The 19,809-nt window shown below is 71.8% G+C and carries 21 protein-coding genes and 1 pseudogene; 4 read left to right on the top strand and 18 right to left on the bottom strand.

Annotated elements, in window-relative coordinates:
• The 16 genes from dapF to QUE38_RS14925 form a co-directional block, all read right to left on the bottom strand.
• Complete coding sequence (gene dapF / locus QUE38_RS15000) at nucleotides 1–882, bottom strand: diaminopimelate epimerase (RefSeq protein ID WP_286309102.1); 882 nt, start codon at nucleotides 880–882, stop codon at nucleotides 1–3.
• 5 nt (nucleotides 883–887) lie between these two features.
• Nucleotides 888–1,808, bottom strand: coding sequence for a tRNA (adenosine(37)-N6)-dimethylallyltransferase MiaA (gene miaA, locus QUE38_RS14995; RefSeq protein WP_286309100.1), 921 nt, complete (start codon nucleotides 1,806–1,808; stop codon nucleotides 888–890).
• The gene (gene miaB / locus QUE38_RS14990) at nucleotides 1,805–3,364 is read right to left on the bottom strand and encodes a tRNA (N6-isopentenyl adenosine(37)-C2)-methylthiotransferase MiaB (protein ID WP_286309099.1); all 1,560 of its coding nucleotides are present in this window, start codon (nucleotides 3,362–3,364) and stop codon (nucleotides 1,805–1,807) included. The genes miaA and miaB overlap by 4 nt, the downstream gene beginning before the upstream one ends.
• A gap of 60 nt (nucleotides 3,365–3,424) precedes the next feature.
• Complete coding sequence (locus QUE38_RS14985) at nucleotides 3,425–3,892, bottom strand: regulatory protein RecX (protein ID WP_286309098.1); 468 nt, start codon at nucleotides 3,890–3,892, stop codon at nucleotides 3,425–3,427.
• 251 nt (nucleotides 3,893–4,143) lie between these two features.
• Entirely contained in the window at nucleotides 4,144–5,217 is a 1,074-nt protein-coding gene (gene recA, locus QUE38_RS14980) for a recombinase RecA (RefSeq protein WP_286309097.1), read from the bottom strand.
• A 271-nt stretch (nucleotides 5,218–5,488) separates the two neighbouring features.
• Complete coding sequence (locus QUE38_RS14975; protein WP_286309094.1) at nucleotides 5,489–5,713, bottom strand: DUF3046 domain-containing protein; 225 nt, start codon at nucleotides 5,711–5,713, stop codon at nucleotides 5,489–5,491.
• Between the two features lie 71 nt (nucleotides 5,714–5,784).
• Nucleotides 5,785–6,093: a helix-turn-helix domain-containing protein gene (locus QUE38_RS14970; protein ID WP_281881776.1), complete on the bottom strand. Its 309-nt coding sequence runs from the start codon at nucleotides 6,091–6,093 to the stop codon at nucleotides 5,785–5,787.
• Between the two features lie 136 nt (nucleotides 6,094–6,229).
• Nucleotides 6,230–6,724, bottom strand: coding sequence for a CinA family protein (locus QUE38_RS14965; RefSeq protein WP_286309091.1), 495 nt, complete (start codon nucleotides 6,722–6,724; stop codon nucleotides 6,230–6,232).
• Nucleotides 6,717–7,313 (bottom strand): CDP-diacylglycerol--glycerol-3-phosphate 3-phosphatidyltransferase, encoded by a 597-nt coding sequence (gene pgsA, locus QUE38_RS14960; protein ID WP_286309089.1) that lies wholly within the window; start codon nucleotides 7,311–7,313, stop codon nucleotides 6,717–6,719. The genes QUE38_RS14965 and pgsA overlap by 8 nt, the downstream gene beginning before the upstream one ends.
• 20 nt (nucleotides 7,314–7,333) lie before the next feature.
• Nucleotides 7,334–10,156, bottom strand: coding sequence for a DNA translocase FtsK (locus QUE38_RS14955; RefSeq protein WP_286309088.1), 2,823 nt, complete (start codon nucleotides 10,154–10,156; stop codon nucleotides 7,334–7,336).
• Nucleotides 10,157–10,248: 92 nt separating this feature from the next.
• Nucleotides 10,249–10,743, bottom strand: coding sequence for a GNAT family N-acetyltransferase (locus QUE38_RS14950; RefSeq protein WP_286309087.1), 495 nt, complete (start codon nucleotides 10,741–10,743; stop codon nucleotides 10,249–10,251).
• 77 nt (nucleotides 10,744–10,820) lie between these two features.
• Nucleotides 10,821–12,497 (bottom strand): ribonuclease J, encoded by a 1,677-nt coding sequence (locus tag QUE38_RS14945; protein ID WP_286309086.1) that lies wholly within the window; start codon nucleotides 12,495–12,497, stop codon nucleotides 10,821–10,823.
• A 60-nt stretch (nucleotides 12,498–12,557) separates the two neighbouring features.
• Entirely contained in the window at nucleotides 12,558–13,535 is a 978-nt protein-coding gene (gene dapA, locus QUE38_RS14940; protein ID WP_286309083.1) for a 4-hydroxy-tetrahydrodipicolinate synthase, read from the bottom strand.
• A gap of 97 nt (nucleotides 13,536–13,632) precedes the next feature.
• Nucleotides 13,633–14,502 carry a type IV toxin-antitoxin system AbiEi family antitoxin domain-containing protein gene (locus QUE38_RS14935; RefSeq protein WP_286309082.1) on the bottom strand — a complete coding sequence of 290 codons (870 nt, stop codon included), beginning with the start codon at nucleotides 14,500–14,502 and terminating at the stop codon, nucleotides 13,633–13,635.
• 330 nt (nucleotides 14,503–14,832) lie between these two features.
• Entirely contained in the window at nucleotides 14,833–15,381 is a 549-nt protein-coding gene (locus QUE38_RS14930; RefSeq protein ID WP_286309081.1) for a dihydrofolate reductase, read from the bottom strand.
• Nucleotides 15,378–16,187 (bottom strand): thymidylate synthase, encoded by an 810-nt coding sequence (locus QUE38_RS14925; protein ID WP_286309079.1) that lies wholly within the window; start codon nucleotides 16,185–16,187, stop codon nucleotides 15,378–15,380. Before QUE38_RS14925 ends, QUE38_RS14930 begins: the two co-directional genes overlap by 4 nt.
• A 6-nt stretch (nucleotides 16,188–16,193) precedes the next feature.
• On the opposite strand from QUE38_RS14925, the pseudogene QUE38_RS17705 reads away from it, so the two are divergent.
• From QUE38_RS17705 to QUE38_RS14905, 4 genes and pseudogenes are all read left to right on the top strand, one after another.
• Nucleotides 16,194–16,625: pseudogene (locus tag QUE38_RS17705) on the top strand (thioredoxin family protein); the annotation flags it as partial.
• 101 nt (nucleotides 16,626–16,726) lie between these two features.
• Nucleotides 16,727–17,179 carry a DUF4395 domain-containing protein gene (locus QUE38_RS14915; RefSeq protein ID WP_286309074.1) on the top strand — a complete coding sequence of 151 codons (453 nt, stop codon included), beginning with the start codon at nucleotides 16,727–16,729 and terminating at the stop codon, nucleotides 17,177–17,179.
• 65 nt (nucleotides 17,180–17,244) lie between these two features.
• Nucleotides 17,245–17,670: an OsmC family peroxiredoxin gene (locus QUE38_RS14910; protein ID WP_286309073.1), complete on the top strand. Its 426-nt coding sequence runs from the start codon at nucleotides 17,245–17,247 to the stop codon at nucleotides 17,668–17,670.
• A gap of 3 nt (nucleotides 17,671–17,673) precedes the next feature.
• Nucleotides 17,674–18,585, top strand: coding sequence for a TIGR01777 family oxidoreductase (locus QUE38_RS14905; RefSeq protein ID WP_286309071.1), 912 nt, complete (start codon nucleotides 17,674–17,676; stop codon nucleotides 18,583–18,585).
• Here QUE38_RS14905 and QUE38_RS14900 read toward each other — a convergent pair.
• Together QUE38_RS14900 and QUE38_RS14895 are read right to left on the bottom strand one after the other, a co-directional pair.
• On the bottom strand, nucleotides 18,554–18,970 hold the full coding sequence (locus tag QUE38_RS14900; RefSeq protein ID WP_286311847.1) for a hypothetical protein: 417 nt from the start codon (nucleotides 18,968–18,970) through the stop codon (nucleotides 18,554–18,556). The genes QUE38_RS14905 and QUE38_RS14900 overlap by 32 nt on opposite strands.
• A 35-nt stretch (nucleotides 18,971–19,005) precedes the next feature.
• Complete coding sequence (locus QUE38_RS14895; protein WP_286309069.1) at nucleotides 19,006–19,755, bottom strand: 4-hydroxy-tetrahydrodipicolinate reductase; 750 nt, start codon at nucleotides 19,753–19,755, stop codon at nucleotides 19,006–19,008.
• Nucleotides 19,756–19,809: the final 54 nt, after the last annotated feature.

Genomic DNA, 19,809 nt, shown 5'->3' with positions numbered 1-19,809 from the left:
CTACTCGACCGCTACGACGCCGTCGAAGACCAGCTCGGCCGGGCCCGCGAGGGCCACGTGCTCGCCGTCCTCGGCGGGGAACATGCGCACGCCGAGGATGCCGCCCGGCACCTGCACGCGCCACTCGTTCGGCGCGCCCTCGCCCGCCCAGTGGCGCACCGCGAGGGCGGCCGCGACCGCGCCGGTGCCGCACGAGAGCGTCTCCCCCGACCCTCGCTCGTGCACGCGCATGCGGATGCGGCCGACGCCGTCGACCACGAGCGGCTCGCCCGGCACCACGAACTCGACGTTCGCGCCCGCCTCGGGTGCGGGCTCCAGCACCGGGACGAACGACAGGTCGATCGACTCGAGCTCGTCGTCGTCGGCGACCGCGACGACCACGTGCGGGTTGCCCACGTCGACGCCGAGGCCGGGGCGCGCGACCGGCAGCTCCTTGGCGCGCACGAGCGGCTCGCCGCCCTCGAGGCGCCAGCGGCCGAGGTCGGCCTGGAACCCGGTGGCGCTCGCAATCACGTCGTGCACGCCCGTGCGGGTGCCGATCGGCAGCGTGCTGCCGGGCTCGAGCGTGGCGAGGCCCTGCTCGAGCAGGTACCGGGTGAAGACGCGGATGCCGTTGCCGCACATCTCGGCGATCGAGCCGTCGGCGTTGCGATAGTCCATGAACCACTCGGCGGCGGGCTCCTCCGCGAGCGCGGCGGCGCCCTCGTCGATCGCACGCGAGCGCACGGCGCGGATGACGCCGTCGCCGCCCACGCCGAACCGGCGGTCGCAGATCGCGCGCACGCGCTCGGGCGTGAGGTCGAGCTCACCCTCGGGGTCTGAGACGAGCACGAAGTCGTTGCCCGTGCCCTGGCCCTTGGTGAACGGCAGATCGAACGGCATGCCGATCAGTCTAGGGTCGCGAGGCGGTGCACCTGCTCGGCCCGCGCATCGGCGTCGGTCGCATCGAGCACGGTCGTATCGGCGTACCGGCGGAACCAGCCGACCTGGCGGCGGGCGTAGCGCCGGGTGAGCGCCTGCGTCTCGGCGATGGCGTCCTCCCGGGGCATCCTCTCGTGCACCTCGGCGATCGCCTGGGCGTATCCGATCGCGCGGCTCGCGGTGACCCCGCGCTCGATGCCCTGCGGGATGAGCCCCCGCACCTCGTCGACGATCCCGTCGCGCCACATGCGCTCGACGCGCGCGTCGAGTCGCGGTACGAGTTCGTCGCGGTCGACGTGCAGGCGCACCGTCTCGTGTCGCGTCCATGGCACCGGCTCGTCGGGCAGCCGGGCCGCGGCCGGCTCACCGGTCACCTCGATCACCTCGAGCGCACGCACGATGCGGCGGGCGTTGTGCGGGCCGACCGCCTCGGCCGTGGGCGCGTCGAGTTCGCGCAGGCGGCGATGCAGGGCGCCACGACCGTCTCGCTCGAGCTCGGCCTCGAGCCGTGCGCGTACCTCGGCGTCGGTGCCGGGGAACTCGAACTCGTAGAGCACGGCGGAGACGTAGAGGCCCGACCCGCCCACGAGCAACGGCACGGCGCCGCGCTCGCGGATCGCGGTGATCGCGGCGCGCGCCTGGAGCTGGTACGCGGCGACGGATGCCTCGTCGGTGACGTCGAGCACGTCGAGCAGGTGGTGCGGCACGCCCCGGCGCTCGTGGGGCGCGAGCTTCGCGGTGCCGATGTCCATGCCCCGGTAGAGCTGCATGGCGTCGGCGTTCACGACCTCTGCGCGGCCGCCGCGCGCGGCGATCGCCTCGGCGACGTCGAGCGCGAACTCGCTCTTGCCGGTGCCGGTCGCGCCGACGACCGCGATCAGGGTCACGTCGTGCGGGTCTCGTCCACCACGCGCACGGTCGGCAGGCCGAGCGAGACGGCGCCGCCGGATGCCGCGCCGGGGGCGGCCGGCACACCGCAGCTGTCGGCCTGCGCGCGGTCCCACGCGTCGCCGGCGCGCGTGCGGCGGATGCGCAGCGGCGCACCGTCGGGCGAGTCGGCGATGAGGTGGAACGGCGCGGCGTGGGTGACCGTCACGGTGACGACGTCGCCGGGACGCGGCAGCTCGGAGCCTGCCGGCACCTCGAAGTGCACGAGCCGGCTGTCCTCCGCGCGACCCGACATGCGGTGGGTCTCGGCGTCCTTCTTGCCCTCGCCGGTGGCGACGAGCAGCTCGACCTCGCGGCCCACGACCGCCTTGTTCTCCTCGAGGCTGATGCGCTCCTGCAGGGCGATCAGGCGGTCGTAGCGGTCCTGCACGACCTCCTTCGGCACCTGGTCGTCCATGGTCGCCGCGGGCGTGCCGGGGCGGATCGAGTACTGGAACGTGAACGCCGACGCGAACCGCGCCGCCTCGACCACGCGCAGGGTCTCTTGGAAGTCCTCCTCGGTCTCGCCGGGGAAGCCCACGATGATGTCGGTGCTGATCGCGGCATGCGGGATGCGCTCGCGCACCTTGTCGAGGATGCCGAGGAACCGCTCGCTGCGGTACGACCGGCGCATCGCCTTGAGGATGCGGTCGGAGCCCGACTGCAGCGGCATGTGCAGCTGCGGCATGACGTTCGGCGTCTCCGCCATGGCGTCGATCACGTCGTCGGTGAACGCGGCCGGGTGGGGGCTCGTGAAGCGGATGCGCTCCAGGCCGTCGATGCGCCCGGCGGCGCGCAGCAGCTTGCCGAACGCCTGCCGGTCGCCGAACTCGACGCCGTAGGAGTTCACGTTCTGGCCGAGCAGCGTGACCTCGATCGCGCCGTCGTCGACGAGCGCCTGCACCTCGGCGAGGATGTCGCCGGGCCGGCGGTCCTTCTCCTTGCCGCGCAGCGACGGCACGATGCAGAAGGTGCAGGTGTTGTTGCATCCCACCGAGATCGACACCCAGCCGCTGTAGCTCGAGTCGCGCTTCGTCGGCAGCGTCGACGGGAACGTCTCGAGCGCGTCGAGAATCTCGAGCTGGGCCTCGTCGTTGTGCCGCGCGCGTTCGAGCAGACGCGGCAGCGCGCCCATGTTGTGCGTGCCGAACACCACGTCGACCCACGGCGCCTTCTCGAGGATGGTGCTCGTGTCCTTCTGCGCGAGGCATCCACCCACGGCGATCTGCATGCCCTCGTGGCGGCGCTTGACGCCGGCGAGGTGACCGAGGTTGCCGTAGAGCTTGTTGTCGGCGTTCTCGCGCACCGCGCACGTGTTGATGACGACGACGTCGGGCTCGGCGCCCTCGGCGGGCACGTAGCCGGCGGCCTCGAGCGAGCCGCTCAGGCGCTCGGAGTCGTGCACGTTCATCTGGCAGCCGAAGGTGCGCACCTCGTAGGTGCGCGCACGGCCGGCGTCGTCGACTGCGCCACGCGACCCCTCGATGACGGTCGGCGTCTCGGTGATGCTGCTCATGATGCGCACCAGTCTACGATTCGCATGCGGGATGCGAGCGCCCGGCCGGCACGTGCCGAGTCAGACGTGCGCGCCGTCGAGCGCGGCGTTCACGGCCTCGCGGACGACATCGCCCGAGTAGCCGCGGCGTTGCAGGTAGCCGGAGAGCCGGCGCACCGCAGCGGTGCGGTCGAGCGATCCCATGCGGCGGACGCGCTCGGCGGCGAGCTCGATCGCCCGCGACCGCTCGTCGTCGCCGTCGAGCGCGTCAACGGTCTCGCGCGCGAGCGCCTGGTCGATGCCGCGGCGCTGGAGCTCGGCGAGTACCGCACCGGCCCCGTAGCCCTTGCGCTCCACCAGCGAGGCGGCGAGCTGGTCGGCGAACGATCGGTCGTCGAGGTAGCCGAGCCGCTCGTACCGATCGATCCAGCCGTCGATCTGCTCCGCCTCGACATCGTGCTCGCGGAGCAGCCGGCGGACCTCCGACACGCTGAGAGAAGACCGCCGCAGCCGTGCGAGCACCACGCGGTCGACGCGGTCCTCATCCACACCGGGTTCTTCTGCCAGCCGAGCCTCCACGCGCTCGCAGTCGGATGGCTCCGAACCCGGCACCACGCCCCACAGCTCCGGCCGCGCACGGCTGGCCGGCTGTTTCCGCGCGGGCTCCGACCGTGACGACTCGTCTGCGGACGCAGCGTCAGCCGGCGAAGCCGCGTCGCCGGGCTGCACCCACGGCAGGTAGGCGACCGGGGCGATCGCGTCATCGTCGCGATCGCCCCGGCCGGTGTTCGTGGAGCGGGTCATGCGCCCTTCTTGGCGCCGAGCTTGCCCTGGATGGACTCGACGTTGCCGACGCTGTCCCCCATCGGGATGCCCTTGGCGCCGATGCCGAGCTTGCCGAGGATCTTCTGCTCGATCTCCTCGGCGATGTCGGGGTTCTTGATGAGGAAGTTGCGGGCGTTCTCCTTGCCCTGCCCGAGCTGGTCGCCGTCGTAGGTGTACCAGGCGCCCGACTTCTTGACGATGCCCTGGTCGACGCCGTAGTCGATGAGGCTGCCCTCGCGGGAGATGCCGACGCCGTAGAGGATGTCGAACTCGGCCTGCTTGAACGGCGGGGCCATCTTGTTCTTCACGACCTTCACGCGCGTGCGGTTGCCGACCGCGTCGCCGCCGTCCTTCAGGGTCTCGATGCGGCGGATGTCCAGGCGCACCGACGCGTAGAACTTCAGCGCCTTGCCGCCCGCGGTGGTCTCGGGGCTGCCGAAGAACACGCCGATCTTCTCGCGGAGCTGGTTGATGAAGATCGCGGTGGTCTTGGTCTGGTTGAGGCCACCGGTGATCTTGCGGAGCGCCTGCGACATGAGGCGCGCCTGGAGGCCGACGTGGGAGTCGCCCATCTCGCCCTCGATCTCGGCGCGGGGCACGAGCGCGGCCACCGAGTCGATGACGACCAGGTCGATCGAGCCCGAGCGGATCAGCATGTCGGCGATCTCGAGCGCCTGCTCACCCGTGTCGGGCTGCGAGACGAGCAGCGAGTCGATGTCGACGCCGAGCTTCTTGGCGTAGTCGGGGTCGAGCGCGTGCTCGGCGTCGATGAACGCGGCGATGCCGCCGGCGCGCTGCACGTTCGCGATGGCGTGCAGCGTGAGGGTCGTCTTACCCGACGACTCCGGGCCGTAGATCTCGATGATGCGGCCGCGCGGGAGGCCGCCCACGCCGAGCGCCACGTCGAGTGCGATGGAGCCGGTGGGGATGATCTCGACGGGAGCGCGCTCTTCGCTGCCGAGGCGCATCACCGAGCCCTTCCCGAACTGGCGGTCGATCTGTGCGAGGGCCGTCTCGAGGGCCTTCTCGCGGTCTGCGGGTGAGGGCATGTGCTGTCTCCTTCGTCTCGGTGCTGCTGCCTGTAGGCTGTCGCTCCGCGCCCGGGCCGTGACCCGGGACACCTCGTCGACAAGGCGGTGCGGTGTGATCCGACGCCGTTCACGCTACGCACCACCCCCGACATCGGTCGGTTGCAGCGCCGTGGAGTTCCCGACGCGCGGGGCTCACCCGCCTGTTGAGGAGACTACGCCCGGAATCCGAACACGTGTTCGATCGACACGCCGCGTGTCATGCGCGATTCATCGAACATCCGCACCCGCGTCAGCCGCGGTGGTCGAGGCGCCCAACGCCGTAGCGGCGATGCGAGGGCACGTCGGTCGCGTCGCACAGCGCGTTCCACACCTCGCGCGCCGGCACGCCGTCGGCCAGCGCCTGCTCGGCCGTGCGCCCGGCGAGCGTGGGCAGCACCAGGTCGGCGACGACCACACGGCCGTAGCCGGCGCCGAACTCGTCGTCGACCGCGATGCGGAACTCGCTGAGCTTCACGGGCCCTCCTGCCGGGAAACGAGAACGACCGGCCCGCGGGCCGGTCGTTCCGTACGTCGATGTGTCGTGGGTCAGCGCACCATCATGTCGGCGTCGAAGCCGGCCACGAACTCGTCGGGAACCGTGTCGGGGATCGGGTCGATGCCCTCGATCACTGCCAGACGGTCGCCGACCTCGCGCATGATGGTCGAGATCGGGGTCTCGAGCGCCTCCGCCACCGAGGCGAGGATCTCGCTCGAGGCCTCCTTCTGGCCGCGCTCCACCTCGCTCAGGTAGCCGAGGGCCACGCTGGCCTTGCTCGCGACCTGTCGGAGCGTCCGACCCTTCTGCAGGCGGAAGTCCCTCAGCACATCGCCGATTTCCTGACGAACCAGAACCATCGGGAACCTCCTTCTCTCTGCCCATCGGCCCGAGCGGCCGATCCGGGAGCCGGTCGACTGGCGACTGGTTCCCTTCCTACGACATTAGCGTCGCACACTGGGCTTTGCGTGTGAATGCCGTACATGTAACGGCCTGTTAACGCCGTCTATTCCGCACTTCGGCGACCGCTTCGGCCAGCGCCGCCTCGACCGTCGCCGCGCGGATCGCGGCCCGCTCCCCCGTCAGCGCGAGCTCGACCGCTCGCGACCCCGCGTCGGTCGCGACCCCCACGAACACCGTCCCCGGCGCCTTCCCGCCCTGCGCGTCCGGCCCGGCGACCCCGGTCGTCGCCACCCCGAGGTCGGCCTCGCGCCCGTCGACCGCGCACGCGCGCCGCACCCCCGACGCGAGCTGCCGGGCCACCTCCGCGTCCACCGGCCCGCGCTCCGCGAGCAGCGCGGCATCCACCCCGAGCAGGTCGTGCTTGAGCTCCGTGGCGTACGCCACGATGCCCCCGAGGAACACGGCGGATGCCCCGGGCACGTCCACGATCCGCGCGGCGAGCATCCCGCCGGTGAGCGACTCCGCGACGGCGACGGTCATGCCCCGCGCGGCGAGCGCGTCGACGAGCGAGCGCGCGCCCTCAGGCATCCGCCCCGGTGCGCCGCAGCTTCGCGGCGTCGACGAGGTACACCGCGCCCGACCACACCGTGAGCACGAGCGCCACGCCCATGGCGAACCAGTTCACCCAGAACACCCAGTCGCCGAGGAACAGCCAGAGCGGCGTGAGCGCGAGCGAGATCGCGACGGCCTGCACGACCGTCTTCAGCTTGCCGCCGCTCGACGCCGGCACGACGTTGCCGCGTCGCAGTTCGACGAGGCGCCACACCGTGATGCCGACCTCGCGGAGGACGATGAGCGCGGTGACCCACCACCACAGCTCGCCGAGGATCGACAGGCAGATGAGCGCACCGCTCGTGAGGAGCTTGTCGGCGATCGGGTCGAGGATCTTGCCGAGGTCGGTGACGAGCCCTCGGCTGCGCGCGATGTGCCCGTCGAGCCCGTCGGTCGAGATCGCGACGATGAAGAACGCCGCGGCGATCCAGCGGAGGGGGCCGTCGGAGCCGCCGTCGGCCAGCAGCATCCAGAAGAAGAACGGCGCCATCAGGATGCGCACCACGGTGATGGCGTTCGGGAGGTTCCAGTTCGCCGATCGGGTCGGGCTGTCGGCGTCGCTCATGGGGAAAGACTACCGGTCGCTCAGTCGCGGCCGGTGAGCCCCCAGGCGTCCTCGTCCGACCCGCCGTCGACCTCTTCGTGACCCTCCGACATGCGCGCCACCGGGTCGCCCTCGTAGGGCTCGGCGGGGGCGGCGGATGCGGCGGGGCGATGCTCGACCGGCTCCTCGCCGCGGAGCCTCGCGAGCACGCCCGGCAGCTGCTCGGCGGTCACCAGCACGTCTCGCGCCTTCGACCCCTCGGACGGCCCGACGATCTCGCGCGACTCGAGCAGGTCCATGAGCCGGCCCGCCTTGGCGAAGCCGACCCGCAGCTTGCGCTGGAGCATCGAGGTCGAGCCGAACTGCGTCGACACGACCAGTTCGGCCGCGGCGAGCAGCACCTCGAGGTCGTCGCCGATGTCGGACTCGATCTCCTTCTTCTCGACGGCCGCCTCGACGTCCTTGCGGTACTCGGGCCGGGCCTGGCGGGTGACGTGCTTGACGACCTTCTCGATCTCGGATTCGCTCACCCACGCGCCCTGCACGCGGATCGACTTCGACGCGCCCATAGGCAGGAAGAGTCCGTCGCCCTGGCCGATGAGCTTGTCGGCGCCCGGCTGGTCGAGGATGACGCGGGAGTCGGTCACGCTCGTCACCGCGAACGCGAGCCGCGACGGCACGTTCGCCTTGATGAGGCCCGTGACGACGTCGACCGACGGCCGCTGGGTCGCGAGCACGAGGTGGATGCCCGACGCGCGCGCGAGCTGCGTGATGCGCACGATCGAGTCCTCGACGTCGCGCGGGGCGACCATCATGAGGTCGGCGAGCTCGTCGACCACGACCAGCAGGTACGGGTACGGCTTGAGCGTGCGCTCACTCCCCTCGGGCAGCACGATCTCGTCGTTCACGACGGCCTTGTTGAAGTCGTCGATGTGGCGGAACCCGAACGACGCGAGGTCGTCGTACCGCATGTCCATCTCCTTCACGACCCACTGCAGCGCCTCGGCCGCCTTCTTCGGGTTCGTGATGATGGGCGTGATCAGGTGCGGCACCCCGGCGTACGGGGCGAGCTCGACGCGCTTCGGGTCGATGAGCACCATGCGCACGTCGGCCGGCTTGGCGCGCATGAGCAGGCTCGTGATCATGGAGTTCACGAAGCTCGACTTGCCCGAGCCGGTGGAGCCGGCGACGAGCAGGTGCGGCATCTTCGCGAGGTTCGCGACCACGTAGCCGCCGCCGACGTCCTTGCCCACGCCGATGGTCATCGGGTGGGTGCTGCCGGATGCGGTCGACGAGCGCAGCACGTCGCCGAGCGTGACGATCTCGCGGTCGGAGTTCGGGATCTCGACGCCGATCGCGCTCTTGCCCGGGATGGGCGAGAGGATGCGCACCTCGTTCGACGCGACCGCGTACGACAGGTTCTTCGACAGCGCGGTCACGCGCTCGACCTTGACGCCCGGACCGAGCTCGATCTCGTACTGAGTGACGGTCGGGCCGCGCGAGAACCCGGTCACCTTCGCGTCGACGCCGAACTGGTCGAGCACGTGCGTGATCGCGCGCACCACATCGTCGTTGGCGGCCGACCGCGACTTCGCCGGGGCACCGGCCGCGAGGGTCGACGCCGCAGGCAGGTGGTACGGATGCTCGGCCTCGGGCGAAGCCTGCTCGGGCACCTGGTTGGGGTCGAACCCCGACTCCCCCGCCGCTGCGGCCACGAACCCGGGCAGGACCTCGGTCGCGCCCGTGGCACCGGCGTCGCGCGCGACGGGCGGCGCGCCCGCGCCGCCGAAGTCCTGGATGGCCGACTCCGCGCGCTGCAGGTCGCTCTCGACGGCGGCGCCGTACTCGGCGCGCCCGACCGGCGCACCCTCGAGCGCCGTCTCGAACCCGCCCTCCGGGCGTCCGTCGCCGAACACCTCGGTCATGCCGTCGCCGGAGGAGTCGAACTCCGGGTCCTCCTCGCGGTTCGACGAATTGCGCCGCCACCACGGCAGCACGCCGGGCGACGACGGCTCGTCGTCCTCGTCGTCGACGCCGTCGAGTTCGACCTGGGTGGACTTCCTCCCGCGGCGGGACTTCTTCTCGGATGGCTCCGCCTCGGGCTGTTCCTCGAGCGTCGCGCCGAACAGCCAGCGGTACAGCTCGCCCAGTCGGGACGGGATGCGGTTCGGCGGGGTCTTCGTGATGATCAGGATCGACAGCAGCAGCAGCACGATGACGATCGCGGTCGCGCCGATCTCGGTCGTGAGCAGCACGAGCGGCTGCGCGAGCATCCAGCCGAGGATGCCGCCCGCGGTCGCGAGCACCTCCATGCCCTCGCTCGGGTCGGGCTGGCCGCCGAAGATGTGGCAGAGCCCCGAGACCGTCAGCAGCAGCAGCCACAGGCCGATGCCGATGCGCGTGTTGTCGTGTACCGAGCTCGGGTGGCGGAAGAGCCAGATCGCGAACACGAGCAGGATGACCGGCAGGGCGAACGCCACGCGGCCGAGCAGGCCGCCGAACGTCCAGGCGTCGACGACCTGGGCGACGGGCTCGTTGATCAGGAACCACTCGACGACCGCACCGGCGATCGCCAGGAGCACGAGGAAGAACGGCAGGCCGTCGCGGCGGTCCTCCTTGGCGAGGGTCTCCGGACCGAGCGCGCGTGCGGCGCCGCCGGCGACGTGGGCCATGCCCATCCACGCGCGGACGAGGAGCGGATCGCGATCCGGGTCGCGCGGGGCCCGCTTTGCGGGCGCCTTGGAGCGCGCCGGCGCCTTCGCGGCCGGCTTCGTCGCGGTCTTCTTCGTCGTTCCCCCGGACGACGAGCTGCCGCGGCCGGACCGCCCGGAGGCGCGACTCGTCGACTTGGTGCTCGTGGCCATGCGTCCACGTTAGGGGCGGCGGCCGACTTCGGGCCTGAAGCGGGCGCGAGTGTTCGCGATCGGCGATCCGCCCTGGCGGGGCATCCGCTCGCTCAGGTCAGCCGGCGCACCATGGTGAGGCGCGGCGGATGCACCTCGGCGACGCGGAAGCCCTCGCTGCGGTACAGGCCTTCGGCGAAGTTGCCCTGCTCGACGCTCAGCGCGATGCGGACGTACCCGGCGGCCGTCGCGCTGCGGACGAGCTCGCGCATGAGCGCGCGGCCGACGCCGACGCCGCGCCACATCGGGCGCACGCCGATGATCAACTCGGGCACGCCGGTCGCGACGAAGCCGTGCGCCGCGTCGTCCTTGCTGAAGATGCGGTACCAGGCGGCGCCCACGGCCTCGCCGTCGGGGTTCTCGGCGACGACGCCGACGTCGCCCGGACGCATCCAGCCCGACACGTAGTGCACGTGCGCGGGGTCGGTCAGCACCGCGAACTTCGGCCGGGCGCGCGCCGCGTGCCAGTTGGCCGCCTCGACGACCATCTCGGCCAGGAACGGCCCGTCGGCGGGAACCGCCGGACGCAGGGTGAATGACGCCACCATGAGCGGATGCTACGCCGCCGGTGTTTCGCGGCGATTTCCGGCCCCTGACCGGCGGCTGCGCGTCCGCGCCTCCCGGGCTACGCCTCGATGACGAGCGGCACGAGCATCGGGCGGCGCCGCAGCTTGCGGCTGACCCACCCGCCGACGGCGCGACGCACGACCTGCTGGAGTGCGTGCGTGTCGCGGACGCCGTTGTGCGCGGCATCCGCCAGTGCCTTCTCGATCTTCGGCTTCACGTCGTCGAACACCTTGTCGTCCTCGGCGAAGCCGCGCGCGTGGATCTCGGGGCCGCTGATGACCCGCCCGGTCGCCGCGTCGACGACGACGATCACGGAGATGAAGCCCTCCTCGCCGAGGATGCGGCGATCCTTCAGGTCGGCGTCGGTGATCTCGCCCACGGTCGAGCCGTCGACGTAGACGAAGCCGAGGTCGAGCTGGCCGACCTGCCGGACCTGGCCGTCCTTGAGGTCGAACACGCTGCCGTCCTCGCCCATGAACACGTTCTTCGCCGGCACGCCGGTGTCGATCGCGAGTGCCGCATTCGCTGCCAGGTGCCGGTATTCGCCGTGGATCGGCAGCACGTTCTTCGGCTGCAGGATGTTGTAGCAGTAGAGCAGCTCGCCCGCGGCCGCGTGACCGGAGACGTGCACCTTCGCGTTGGCCTTGTGCACGACGTTCGCGCCGAGCTTGGTGAGCCCGTCGATCACGCGGTAGACCGCGTTCTCGTTGCCCGGGATGAGGCTCGACGCGAGGATCACCGTGTCGCCCACGCCGACCTCGATCTGGTGGTCGAGGTTCGCCATGCGGCTGAGCACCGCCATCGGCTCGCCCTGCGACCCGGTCGACATGTAGACGATCTTGTCGTCGGGGATGTCGCCCGACTTCTTGTAGTCGACCAGCACGCCCTCGGGCACGTGCAGGTAGCCCAGGTCGGCCGCGATGGTCATGTTGCGCACCATCGAGCGTCCGAGCAGCGCCACCCGGCGGCCGTTCGCGTGGGCCGCGTCGAGCACCTGCTGCACGCGGTGCACGTGGCTCGAGAAGCTCGCCACGATGACGCGGCGCTCGGCGCGCGAGATGACCTGGTCGAGCACGGGCCCGATCGCCCGCTCGAGCGGGGTGAAGCCCGGGACATCCGCGTTCGTGGAGTCGACGAGGAACAGGTCGACGCCCTCCTGGCCCAGGCGCGCGAACTCGCGCAGGTCGGTGAGGCGGCCGTCCAGCGGCAGCTGGTCCATCTTGAAGTCGCCGGTCGCGAGCACCTTGCCGGCGCTCGTGGTGATCGCCACGGCGAGCGCGTCGGGGATCGAGTGGTTCACCGCGACGAACTCGAGGTCGAACGGGCCGAGCGACTCGCGCTGGCCCTCCTTCACCGTGAGGCTGTACGGCTGGATGCGGTGCTCCTTGAGCTTCGCCTCCACGAGCGCGAGGGTGAGGCCCGAGCCGATCAGGGGGATGTCGGCGCGCAGCTTCAGCAGGTACGGCACCGCGCCGATGTGGTCCTCGTGGCCGTGGGTGAGCACGACGCCCACGATGTCGTCGAGCCGGTCGCGCACGGGCGCGAAATCGGGCAGGATCAGGTCGACGCCGGGCTGGTGCTCCTCGGGGAAGAGCACGCCGCAGTCGACGATGAGGATCTTGCCGTCGATCTCGAAGGTGGTCATGTTGCGGCCGACCTCGCCCAGTCCGCCGACGGGGATCACGCGCAGCGTGCCGGGCTCGAGGGGTGCGGGTTCGACGATCTCGCCCTGCATGGGGCCTCCTGTGTTCGGTTGTCTGTGGTGCGGACGGCCCTGTCGGGGCATCCGCGTCGTCTATCGGGTGGTGCCGGCGATCTTCGGCAGCGCGCCGCCCGCGGCGGCGTTGCGGTCGGGCCGGAAGTGGCGGAAGTCGACGCCCGGAAGGTCGCGTACGAGGTCGATCTCGTCCTCGATGAGTGCAGCCTCCCACTCCTCGGGCCCGACGAGCGGCAGGCGCACGCGCGGGCTGCCGATGCGGCCGAGGCCGTGCAGGATGTACTTCGCCGCGACCGTGCCGGGCACGTGCGTCATCGTGGCGCGCACGAGCGGCTCGAGCTGGCGGTGGGCGGCGGTGGCGGTCTTGAGGTCGCCCGCGTTCACCGCGTCGACGATCGTGCGGTACGGCCCGGGCACGATGTTCGCGGTCACGCCGATGAGCCCGGTCGCGCCGATCGACAGGTGCGGCAGCACGTTCGAGTCGTCGCCCGAGAAGTACATCAGGTCGGTCTGGTTCAGCACGCGACTCACCTCGGAGAAGTCGCCCTTGGCGTCCTTGATCGCGAGGATGTTCGGGTGCTTGGCGACGCGCAGGATCGTCTCGTACCTGATCGGGACGCCGGTGCGGCCGGGGATGTCGTAGAGGATCACGGGCAGGTCCGTGGCATCCGCCACCATGCGGAAGTGCGTGAGCACGCCCGCCTGGGTGGGCTTGTTGTAGTACGGCGTGACGATCATGATGCCGTCGGCGCCGGCCTGCTCGCTCTTCTGGTAGAGCTCGATGGCGTGCGCGGTCTCGTTCGAGCCGCCGCCCGTGATGATCTTGGCGCGGCCCGCCGCGACGTCCTTGCCGACCTCGACGAGGCGGATCTTCTCGGGGTCGGTGAGGGTCGAGGTCTCGCCGGTCGTGCCGGTCACGACGATGCCGTCGGCGCCGTTCGCGATCACGTGGTCCATGTGGCGCTCGACCGCGGGCCAGTCGACCTCGCCGTCGGCGGTCATCGGGGTGACGAGTGCCACGAGCACCTGGCCGAACGGGTTCTCCGGGGAAGTCACGGGGTACAGGCTATCGCTCCGGCGGGGCGCGCCGTGCGTCGCACCCTCGCGTGCGAACTGAAGGAGGAATCGGTCGACACGCCGCTGCCGAGCACGCTCAGGCGCTGAATCTCCTCCGATCCGCACACCGCAGGTGGAGGCCGGCATCGACCTTGGCCAGGATCGCGGCACGAACCGACGGCCAGTCGTGCACGATCTGCGCGTAGTCGAACCGAAGGGTGTCGAACCCGAGCGCGGCGGCGGCCGCGTCTCGGACCAGGTCTCGGTGTCGCTCGGACCCACCATCGTGGTTCTCGCGCCCGTCCGCCTCGAGGATCAGTCGGTCGCCGATGACGTGGTCCACGCGACCGACGGTCGGGATCACCACCTGCGAGCGGATTCGCAGCCGGTACGGGCGGAGCCGGAACCGCAGCAGGGACTCGAGGCCGCTGTCTGCGTCCCATTGGGCGTCGTCGACGAGTGGCCGCACCCAGGACGGCACCCGTGCGCGGAGGCGCGCGACCCCGGCGGCGTCGATCCGCTTCAGCCGCATCGCCGATTCCAGGCACACGAAGAATTCCTCCGGGCCGGCGCACGCGAGCACCTGGCGGAGCACGTCGACGATCGATGCGATGGGTCGGAGTACGCCGCCGGTCCAGTGCAGGACGCACGCGCAGTCCGGGTGCTCGCGCGAGCGCCCGGTCGGGGGCATAGACACGTGCAGGCGATCGTCGTCGGTCAGCACCCAGAGCCCGAGGGCGCGGGCCGCGGAGAGGCATCCGAGCGCTCCACCGTGGCGGACGGCGGCGGCTGCGTCGGGATCCAGGTCGGGCATTGCGTAGATCCCCTGGCGGAGCCGGATCAGTGCGCCGTCGGCGAGCGCGCGGGCCAGGGCGCGTCGGCCTACGCCTGCCGCGGCGAGCTCTGCGGCGCGGGCGACGCCGCCGAGGTCGCGGCAGGTGCGCTGCACGAGGTGCGGTTCAGTCACTCGAGCAGCGTGGCGGTCCGGCGACGGCGGTGCGCGTCGGCCGCGTCTCACGGGAAGTTCGGGCGGTTCGGGCGGCTGTGGAGGAGACGATGCGGGACAAATCGTAGGAGAATCGGGCGGATGCGGGCGTGCCACGCGGCGCGTCGCCGATCGAGTCCTACGCTTCGCACGAGCCGGGCATGGATGGCGCGGGGACGGCAGAGCGAACCGTAGGAAATGTGGGCGGATGCGGGTGGGCCACGCGGCGCGTCGCCGATCGAGTCCTACGTTTCGCACCGGCGGGGTCGGCCGAACGCGGGCCGGCGGGCGACGCGCGCAGGTGGGGGCGGGTCAGCGGGCGAGGGTGTCGAAGCGGTAGCGGAGGCCGGAGGCTGCGGTGTGCCAGCCGGAGGCGGGGTCGGATGCGGCGAGGCGCCAGTGCGGGCCGATCGCGGGGGCGCGGGTGTCGCCGTCGATGTCGGCGTCGATGCGCGTCACCTCGAGGCGGTCGGCGAGGGCGATGGTCTGGCGGTAGAGCTCGGCGCCGCCGATGATCCAGATGCGGTCCGGGGGCATGGGCGAGGGCGCGGCGGCGAGCGCGAGGGCGCCGGGCACGGATGCCGCGTGCTCGGCGCCGTCGAAGGCGGCCGCTGCCTCGCGCGAGACGACGATGTTGCGACGCCCGGGCAGCGGGCGGAAGCGCGGGGGCAGCGACTCCCAGGTGCGGCGGCCCATCACCACGGGGGCACCGCGGGTCACGTCACGGAAGTGCGCGAGGTCCTCCGGGAGGTGCCACGGCATGACACCGTCGCGCCCGATGACGCCGCCACGCGCCTCGGCCCAGATCAGGCCGATCGACGGCGCGCCGAGACCAGGCGCCGGCTCAGGGGCATCCGTCATACCGCGACGGCGGCCCGGATCGCGGGGTGGTGCACGTAGTCGACGACCTCGAGGTCCTCGAACTCGTAGTCCGAGATGGTCGAGCGGTCGGCCGTGATGCGCAGCGAGGGATAGGGGTACGGGTCGCGCGTGAGCTGCTCGGTCACCTGGTCGACGTGGTTGTCGTAGATGTGGCAGTCGCCGCCGGTCCAGACGAAGTCGCCGACGCCGAGGCCGGTCTGCGCGGCGACGAGGTGGGTGAGCAGCGCGTAGGAGGCGATGTTGAACGGCACCCCGAGGAAGAGGTCGGCGCTGCGCTGGTAGAGCTGGCACGACAGCCTGCCGTCGGCCACGTAGAACTGGAACAGCGCGTGGCAGGGCGCGAGCGCCATGTCGGGGATGTCGGCCGGGTTCCACGCCGAGACGACGAGGCGCCGCGAGTCGGGCGAGACGCGGATCTGCTCGATCACCTGCGCGAGCTGGTCGATGTGCGCGCCCGACGGCGTCGGCCACGATCGCCACTGCACGCCGTAGACGGGGCCGAGGTCGCCCGAGGCATCCGCCCATTCGTCCCAGATCGAGACGCCGTGCTCCTGCAGCCAGCGCACGTTCGAGTCGCCGCGCAGGAACCACAGCAGCTCGTACGCGACCGACTTGAAGTGCACGCGCTTGGTCGTGATGAGCGGGAAGCCCTCGGCGAGGTCGAAGCGCAGCTGGCGGCCGAACACGCTGCGCGTGCCGGTACCGGTGCGGTCGGACTTCGGCGTGCCGCCGGCGAGCACCTCGCGCAGCAGGTCTTCGTACGGGGTTGGGATGACTGCGGCCACGCCCCGATGGTAGCCCCGGTCAGTGCCCGCGACGAGGGGGCGGATGCGGCGCGTCATCGTCCGTCACACTCGGGCGCCGCTCAGGTGGGCAGGCGTACATTCGGGTGCATGGATCTCCTGCTCGCACTCGGCGTCGCCACGGCCCTGCTGGCCGGCACGTCGGTGCTCGGGGTCCTGGTGAAGCGCCGCGAGGGCCGGGCCGCGGCCTCGAAGGGCGAGCGAGCGGATGCCGCCGAGCTCGACCTCGACGCGCTGCCCGCGCGCGCCACGCTGCTGCAGTTCTCCTCCGAGTTCTGCGCGCGCTGCCCCGGCACCGCACGCGCGCTCGGCGAGATCGCCGCGACCGACGCCGACCTCGCGCACGTCGAGCTCGACGTCGCGACGCACCTCGACCTCGCCGCGCGGTTCCGCGTGACGCAGACCCCCACCGTCGTCGTGCTCGACGCCGACGGCGTCGCGGTGCAGCGCTTCGCCGGTGCGCCGATGCGCGCCGACGTGACGGCCGCACTCCCCATCGCTCGAACGCCCGAGGACCCCCTGTGTCACGACCTGACCCGATCGACCCGCGCGGCCCGCGCTTCGGCGCCGCCGTCACGTCCGTGCTGCTGCTCACCGTGGTCGTGCTCGACCTCGCCGGCGCGTCGCTCGCGGCGCTGCTGCTGCTCGCCGCGCTCGTCGCGCTGTTCGCGTGGGGCGCCTTCGCGGGCATCCGCCGCCACCCCTGGGGTGCGCTCTTCAAGCGCTTCGTGCGCCCTCGCCTCGCGCCTCCGGCCGAGACGGAGGACCCGCGCCCGCCGACCTTCGCTCAGGGCGTCGGCTTCGCCGTCACCGGTGCCGGCCTCGTGCTCGCACTCCTCGGCGTCGACGGGGCGGTCTGGATCTCGGCGTCGATCGCGTTCGTCGCGGCGTTCCTCAACGCGGCGTTCGACTTCTGCCTCGGCTGCCGCATGTACGCGCTGCTGGTGCGCGCACGGGTCATCCGCGCATCCTGACGCCACCCCTCCCCGTGCGGCACGGCCGCGGCTAGGCTGGCTTCCACCGCGACGAGGAGGAAGCAATGGCAGTGACGAGCGAGGCCACCACCGTCTGGAAGGGCAGCCTGATCGAGGGATCGGGTGACGTGCACCTGGACTCCTCCGACTCGGGCACGTTCCCCGTGAACTGGGCGGCCCGCTCGGAGGGCGTGCGCGACACCACGAACCCCGAGGAACTGCTCGCCGCGGCGCACTCGTCGTGCTTCTCGATGGCGCTGTCGAACGCACTCGCCGGCGCCGGACACCCGCCGGAGAGCATCCAGACCACCGCCGCGGTCACGTTCGAGGCCGGGCGCGGCGTGCTCGGCAGCCACCTGCTCGTGAGCGCCCGGGTGCCAGGCATGAGCGAGGAGGAGTTCGAGGCGTTCGCCGAGGACGCGAAGACGAACTGCCCGATCTCGCAGGCGCTCGCGGCAATCCCGATCACGATCGAGGCGGAGCTCGCCTGACCCGTGCGCGTGCTCATCGCCGGGGCGTCCGGCTTCATCGGCTCATCGCTCGTTCCGCTGCTGCGTGACGAGGGGCATGACGTCGTCACCCTCGTGCGGCGGAAGCCGCGCGCCGACGACGAGCTGAGCTGGTCGCCCGGCTCGGGCATCATCGATTTCACCATCATGGACCGTGTCGACGCGGTCGTCGACTTCTCGGGCGCGAACCTCGCCCGGCTGCCGTGGACGCCGGCGTACAGGCGCGAGATCCTCACCTCACGGGTCGACGCGACCCGCACCCTGACCGACGCGATGCGGCAGGCACGCACGCCGCCGGCGGTGTTCCTCAACGCATCCGCCTCGGGGTTCTACGGCGACCGCCCCGCGGAGCTGCTCACCGAGGAGGCGCAGGCGGGCGACGGGTTCCTCGCCGAGGTGGTGACCCGCTGGGAGGACGCCGCCCGGCTCGCACCCGAGGCGACGCGAACGGTCATGTTCCGCAGCGGCATCGTGATGGGCGACGGCGGCGCGATGCAGCGACTGTCGCTGCTGACGAAGCTCGGCCTCGGCGCACGGCTCGGCACGGGCGGACAGCACTGGCCGTGGATCAGCCTGCGGGACGAGGTGCGGGCCATCCGTCACCTGCTGGTCGAGTCGGAGCTGTCGGGTCCGGTGAACCTCGCGGGGCCGACGCCCGCCACCTCCGACCGCATCTCGCATGCACTGGCAGAGCGGATGCGACGGCCCTACGCGTTCACGATCCCGGAACCGGTGCTCGGACTGGCGATCGGCGGCGCGGCAGACGAGATGCTGCTCGCGAGCCAGAAGGTCGTGCCGGCACGGCTGCTGGACGACGGATTCCGGTTCGAGCATGCGACCGCGGAGGCCGCGATCGACGCGATGCTCAGCGGGGAGCCGACGCGCGTTCCAGCGTGATCGCCTGCCGCACGGCAGCGCGGGCGCGACGGCGGTCGCCCGCCGCGTCGTACGCGATGCCGAGCCGCAGCCAGGCGCGCCACGACTCCGGGTCGGCCTCGGTCTCGGCGCGGTACGCGTCGAACGCGACGGTCGCCTCGGCGCGATCGGGCCGCCCGCTCGGCTGGGCGGGGAACTCGGGCAGGCCGTCCTCCTCGTCGAGCCGGTCGACCAGTCGCTCGGAGCGCACCCCGAACGCGAGTTCGCGCCAGAGCGCCCAGACCGCGATGACCGGCAGCACGACGAGCGCGACGCCGATGGCGATGCCCACCGGGTCGCCCGAGCCGATGAAGAGCACGGCGCGCCAGCCGACGAGGGCGATGTAGCCGACGAGCAGCACGGCCATGACGATGGCGCCGACGCGCGCCGCGTTGCGTGCGCTCACTCGGTCGGCAACCCGAGGTCGAGCAGCGTCTCGAGGCCCACGGACACGCCGCGCGCCTCGGGCGCCGCGCGCAGCGCGAGCAGGATGCCCGCCTCGTACGACGACGGGCTCTGCGTCGTGTGCGTGAGCGTGAGGGTCTCGCCGGTCGCACCCATGATGACGTCCTGCTTGGCGAGCACGCCGTCCATGCGCAGGCTGTGCACGGGTACGCCCGCGACGAGCTGCCCGCGGGCGCGCTGGTCGGAGTGCGGCGCCGAGACCGGGCGTCCGCCGAGGTGCGCGCCGCCGATCAGCTCGGCCGTGCGCACGGCCGTGCCGGAGGGCGAGTCGACCTTGCCGGCGTGGTGCGCCTCGATGATCTCGATCGAGTCGAAGTAGGGCGCGGCGATGGCAGCGAACCGCGAGGCGAGCACGCTGCCGAGCGAGAAGTTCGGCACGAACAGGATGCCCGGGGCATCCTCGTCGCCGCTCGCGAGCCGCCCGCGCACGTGGTCGATGCGCTCGGCCGGCCAGCCCGAGGTGCCGACGACGGTCGGGATTCCGAGGTCGATCGCGTGGTCGACGACCCGCTCCGTGACGCCCGGGCGCGTGACGTCGAACACGACGTCGGCGCCGGCGATCTCGTCGAGGCTCGACGACGAGTCGAGTTCCGCATGGACCTCGAGGTCCTCCGCCTGTTCGATCAGCCCGAGGGCCAGTCGGCCCATCCTGCCCGTCGCGCCTACGACCGCCACCCGACTCGTCACGCACTCACCCTAGCAACCGGCCGTCCGGGGCCCTGCCCGCTGCGGTCGTAGGCT

Origin of the sequence: Agromyces mangrovi (assembly GCF_030296695.1) — a bacterium.
GTDB lineage: Bacteria > Actinomycetota > Actinomycetes > Actinomycetales > Microbacteriaceae > Agromyces > Agromyces mangrovi.
This window is presented reverse-complemented; position numbering and strand designations above follow the sequence as displayed.

Excerpts from the sequence above, each read along its gene's own strand:
- dapF (WP_286309102.1), bottom strand. The coding sequence starts at position 882 with ATGCCGTTCGATCTGCCGTTCACCAAGGGCCAGGGCACGGGCAACGAC.
- miaB (WP_286309099.1), bottom strand. The coding sequence starts at position 3,364 with ATGAGCAGCATCACCGAGACGCCGACCGTCATCGAGGGGTCGCGTGGC.
- recA (WP_286309097.1), bottom strand. The coding sequence starts at position 5,217 with ATGCCCTCACCCGCAGACCGCGAGAAGGCCCTCGAGACGGCCCTCGCA.
- QUE38_RS14970 (WP_281881776.1), bottom strand. The coding sequence starts at position 6,093 with ATGGTTCTGGTTCGTCAGGAAATCGGCGATGTGCTGAGGGACTTCCGC.
- QUE38_RS14965 (WP_286309091.1), bottom strand. The coding sequence starts at position 6,724 with ATGCCTGAGGGCGCGCGCTCGCTCGTCGACGCGCTCGCCGCGCGGGGC.
- pgsA (WP_286309089.1), bottom strand. The coding sequence starts at position 7,313 with ATGAGCGACGCCGACAGCCCGACCCGATCGGCGAACTGGAACCTCCCG.
- QUE38_RS14955 (WP_286309088.1), bottom strand. The coding sequence starts at position 10,156 with ATGGCCACGAGCACCAAGTCGACGAGTCGCGCCTCCGGGCGGTCCGGC.
- QUE38_RS14950 (WP_286309087.1), bottom strand. The coding sequence starts at position 10,743 with ATGGTGGCGTCATTCACCCTGCGTCCGGCGGTTCCCGCCGACGGGCCG.
- QUE38_RS14945 (WP_286309086.1), bottom strand. The coding sequence starts at position 12,497 with ATGCAGGGCGAGATCGTCGAACCCGCACCCCTCGAGCCCGGCACGCTG.
- QUE38_RS14930 (WP_286309081.1), bottom strand. The coding sequence starts at position 15,381 with ATGACGGATGCCCCTGAGCCGGCGCCTGGTCTCGGCGCGCCGTCGATC.
- QUE38_RS14910 (WP_286309073.1), top strand. The coding sequence starts at position 17,245 with ATGGCAGTGACGAGCGAGGCCACCACCGTCTGGAAGGGCAGCCTGATC.
- QUE38_RS14900 (WP_286311847.1), bottom strand. The coding sequence starts at position 18,970 with ATGGCCGTGCTGCTCGTCGGCTACATCGCCCTCGTCGGCTGGCGCGCC.